Origin of the sequence: Neobacillus muris, from assembly GCF_943193175.1 — a bacterium.
Taxonomy (GTDB): Bacteria; Bacillota; Bacilli; order Bacillales; family Cytobacillaceae; genus Neobacillus; species Neobacillus muris.
Genome location: NZ_CALPDF010000080.1, coordinates 1 through 3,761 on the forward strand (window position 1 = coordinate 1; position 3,761 = coordinate 3,761).

A 3,761-nucleotide genomic window follows, 5' to 3' on the forward strand; every position below is an offset into this window, starting at 1 on the left:
TATATCATATTAACGCGGTGAATTAATAAAGAATAAAGATAAAATAAAAGCTGTCGAAGGTTTTTCGACAGCCTGAATCGGTCTCAAATGACCGATTTTTATTATTTTATGATGATAATTTGTATTGCCATAATGATGAAAAAGATTGCGGAATTAATGATTTCATATATGCCTATTTGTTTGGGGGATAGTTTTTTTCCATAAAATAAAATCGCTCTAGCCAAACTAGGCAGCAATGCCAATGAGACAATCCATTTCCCAAGAGCCAGCATCGCGGTCACAACCAGCAAATGATAGATCCAAGATAACCATTTATACTTCCTGCTTGTCTTCTCTCTTATCATGGTCTTCACATAAAAGGTGCAGCCAAGGAAAAATAAAATCGAGGATAACCATGAATAAATGATCGTATGAAAAGTAATCGTTCCAGATCCAAAATAACTGCTTGCCAATGCGGCGATGGAAAATGCCAGGATGGCACTTATATCGTTTAAAAAGGCTCTATCGCGTTTAATCGAAGAAAAATATGCATTTATGACAAAAAAGGGAATCATGACTAAGCCAAAGTAAATAATTGCTGGTTCCTGAAAGAGAGGAAAAGAAAGAAATAGTAAAGCCATGATCAGATAAATGATGGACCATTTGGCATAATACCGCATTTTCTTTCTTTTGAATAAAAGAAGCATTGGATAGGTAGCCAAATATAAAAGCAGCCAGCCCATAAAAAAGGGAACATCCTGCCATACAAATCCACCATCGAAAACTCCAAGCCAAAATGGAATGATCAGCATAGCCCATGCTCCATGCTGTTTGGGTATAAAAAGTTTCATCTCAGGTATCACTCCTTTCCTTGCTTTTCTTTACTATAGCTCATCCTTTAGCAATAAGAAGTGAACCTCGTCACAAAAATTCAAAAAGAAGGCATCAGCCTTCTTGATTGACAAGATTTATTAACAATTTGACCAGCCCGTAAATGGCCGCTTCATCATGGATGAAAAAATTAAAACTATTTAATGATTCTATTGCAGTTTTTATTGGTTCCTCCCAATATCCAATTGCTGCCACATTGCCAACCACTCTTAACAATGAAAGATCGTCCGTGCTCCTTAAGAGCAGCAGCTTTGGGTACTCCGCCTCTTTGTAGCCTTCAACAAAAATGATATCTGGATGAAAAGAGCTTAGCAGTTCAATTTGATTCTCCAAAGAATAGCTTGCCTTATCTGCCTGCAGGATTAGCCTGCCTCCGCCCTCTATACTGGAAACAATCGCGCCAGCCTCCAGATGCCTTGCAGAATCCTTTCCAGCTAAAACATCCGGCTGTCCGCCGTGTCCATGATGTTTTATCACAGCGGCCTTAACCCCATGCTCTGTTAAAAGTTGGATCAACCTGGCAATTAAGGTCGTTTTTCCACTATTTTGATACCCAACAACCTGAAAAATGACAGGACTTACCAAGGCCATTCACTGCCCGTCTGGTCTTCCAACATCAGAACATCTACTTTGGTTCCTGACGTAAAACCCCTTGTCCCACCGGGAAGAATGGTTAAGGAGTTTGCGCCAGCAAGACTCATAATAATATTTGACTTGTCTAATCCACTTGGCGTTACCTTTAGTTTTCCGTCCTCAATATATAACGAACTCCGGACAAATCTTGTAAACGGATTTGCTTTTGGAAAATCCGCTTCAAGGATGGCGGATTCTCTTTGCAAATGCGGTTTAGATGAAAATAGCAATGTCCGAATAATCGGACGCGCAAATAATTCAAAGCCCACATAGCACGCAGAAGGATTACCGGATAAACCGAATAAGATTTTTCCGTTTATTGTTGCGACAGTTGTGACACTTCCTGGACGCATTGCTACTTTATTAAACAGGACCTCCGCACCTAATTTGGCATAGATTTCAGGGAGATAGTCAAAATCACCAACCGAAACCCCGCCGGTAGTAATTAGAAGGTCGCAATCATCAAGAGCGTTTTTTATCGCCTCAAAGCAGGTATCAAACTCATCTGGCAGTTTTCCGAGATACCTCACTTCACCGCCCGCTCTTTCTATCTGCGCGGCAATCATGTGTGAATTGCTGTTCCGGATTTTACCTGGCATCAAAGGCTCTTCGACTTCCAATAATTCTGTTCCGGTGGCAAACAAACCGACAACAGGTTTTTTCGCTGCAGGAACTTGGCTGTACCCAAAGGTGGCCAATACTGCTTGAATCCCCGGATTGATCAGAGTTCCTTTTTTAACAAGAATCTCTCCTTCTTTGGCATCCTCGCCCCTAAAGGACACATTCTCACCATTCTTTAGGCTGCGTTTAATTGTAAAGTACGGTTTTCCATCCTTCTCATAAGGTTGAGCCAACTCAAACATGACAACGGCATCTGTGCCGCTTGGCATCATCGCTCCCGTCATGATTCGAACGGCTTGGTATTTTTTTACCTGTTTTTCTGATACCATTCCTGCCCCTATATGATCAATCACTTCAAATTCTACTGAATTTGTTTGGGAAGCCTGGATCGTATCTATTGACCTGACAGCAAAGCCGTCATATGGAGCCCGGTCAAAATGAGGCACATCACAAGTTGCCACTATATCCGCTGCTAAAAATCGTCCATAGCTTTGTTCAATCGATATGTATTCGACTTTCCCTTTCACTTGGCAATCCATTATCTTTTTGACAGCTTCCCCAATGGGAATAGGTCGTCTTCTTTCAAACAATCTCATCGTCTCCTTCTTAAAAGCTGCTGGCAGACAAAGCAATTAAATTCATTATAAGCCTATAAAAAACTTTCCAACATAGCAAATGTCACAATCCAGTTGTTCCTGGCAAAAAAAAAATTAATCCTAATCGCAGATAGTGTGATTTAGGTCACCATGTTTCGTTTTATATTAGATTATTCTTAGTTTAGAAACAATACTCATCTATATTTAAGGAGGAATTTATATGACATTCCCATTTTCAAAAACTGACTTAGTTAAAGATATAGTTAACCAATTGCCCAAAACAAGCGATGTATTTAAACGTAACCGCATTGATTTCTGCTGCGGCGGCAACATTCCGCTTTTGGAAGCTGCTGAGAAAAACGGGCTTAGTCTTGAATCACTGCTGGATGAATTAAAGGTTGTTTATGAAAAAAATATCAATAGTGAAAAGGATGTTGCGGTTTGGACCGAGTCTGATTCCAACACCATCATAGATCATATCATTGCCAATTACCATCGTGCATCAGAAGAGGAATTGAAAATGCTAAGCCCTTATGTTACAAAAGTATCGCGCGTGCATGGTTTCAATCATCCAGAATTGATGAAAGTTTACGAGCTTTATTATGAATTCAAGAAGGAACTTCTAGAACATATGGCTAAAGAAGAGGAAGTTGTTTTTCCATTAATCCACAAGCTTGCCGACAATACAATAGAAGACCGTGAACAAGCCATCAATCTTATTATCGAACTTGAAAAGGAACATGATCATGCTGGTGAGATTCTACGGCAGATTCGTGCTGTTACATCGGACTTTACACTGCCTGCCGATGCTTGCAATACGTACCGCTTAGTATACAATCGTTTGGAAGAACTTGAGGCATTGACCTTCATGCATGTTCATCTTGAAAATAATATTCTGTTCCCTAGATACATTGCATAATGCCAATTTTGCAAAAAAAACTCTCTTCAAAACAAATGAAGATAGTCAGGCTGTCGAAAAACCTTCGACAGCTTTTATTTTATCTTTATTCTTTATTAATTCACCGCGTTAATATGATATAA

General features: G+C 39.7%; 4 protein-coding genes. 1 reads left to right on the forward strand and 3 read right to left on the reverse strand.

Features of this window, described 5'->3' with window-relative positions; translation table 11 throughout:
- Window positions 1-101 precede the first annotated feature (101 nt).
- The 3 genes from NFS43_RS24220 to NFS43_RS24230 form a co-directional block, all read right to left on the reverse strand.
- Window positions 102-830, reverse strand: a complete 729-nt coding sequence (locus tag NFS43_RS24220; protein WP_251555546.1) for a YwiC-like family protein — start codon at window positions 828-830, stop codon at window positions 102-104.
- A gap of 94 nt (window positions 831-924) precedes the next feature.
- Window positions 925-1,461: a molybdopterin-guanine dinucleotide biosynthesis protein B gene (gene mobB, locus NFS43_RS24225; RefSeq protein ID WP_251555547.1), complete on the reverse strand. Its 537-nt coding sequence runs from the start codon at window positions 1,459-1,461 to the stop codon at window positions 925-927.
- Window positions 1,449-2,714 carry a molybdopterin molybdotransferase MoeA gene (locus NFS43_RS24230; RefSeq protein ID WP_251555548.1) on the reverse strand — a complete coding sequence of 422 codons (1,266 nt, stop codon included), beginning with the start codon at window positions 2,712-2,714 and terminating at the stop codon, window positions 1,449-1,451. The genes mobB and NFS43_RS24230 overlap by 13 nt, the downstream gene beginning before the upstream one ends.
- 226 nt (window positions 2,715-2,940) lie before the next feature.
- Between NFS43_RS24230 and ric the strand changes: the two genes are divergently transcribed.
- A complete protein-coding gene (gene ric, locus NFS43_RS24235; RefSeq protein WP_251555549.1) occupies window positions 2,941-3,639 on the forward strand; it encodes an iron-sulfur cluster repair di-iron protein in 699 nt (232 codons plus the stop codon).
- Window positions 3,640-3,761 lie beyond the last annotated feature (122 nt).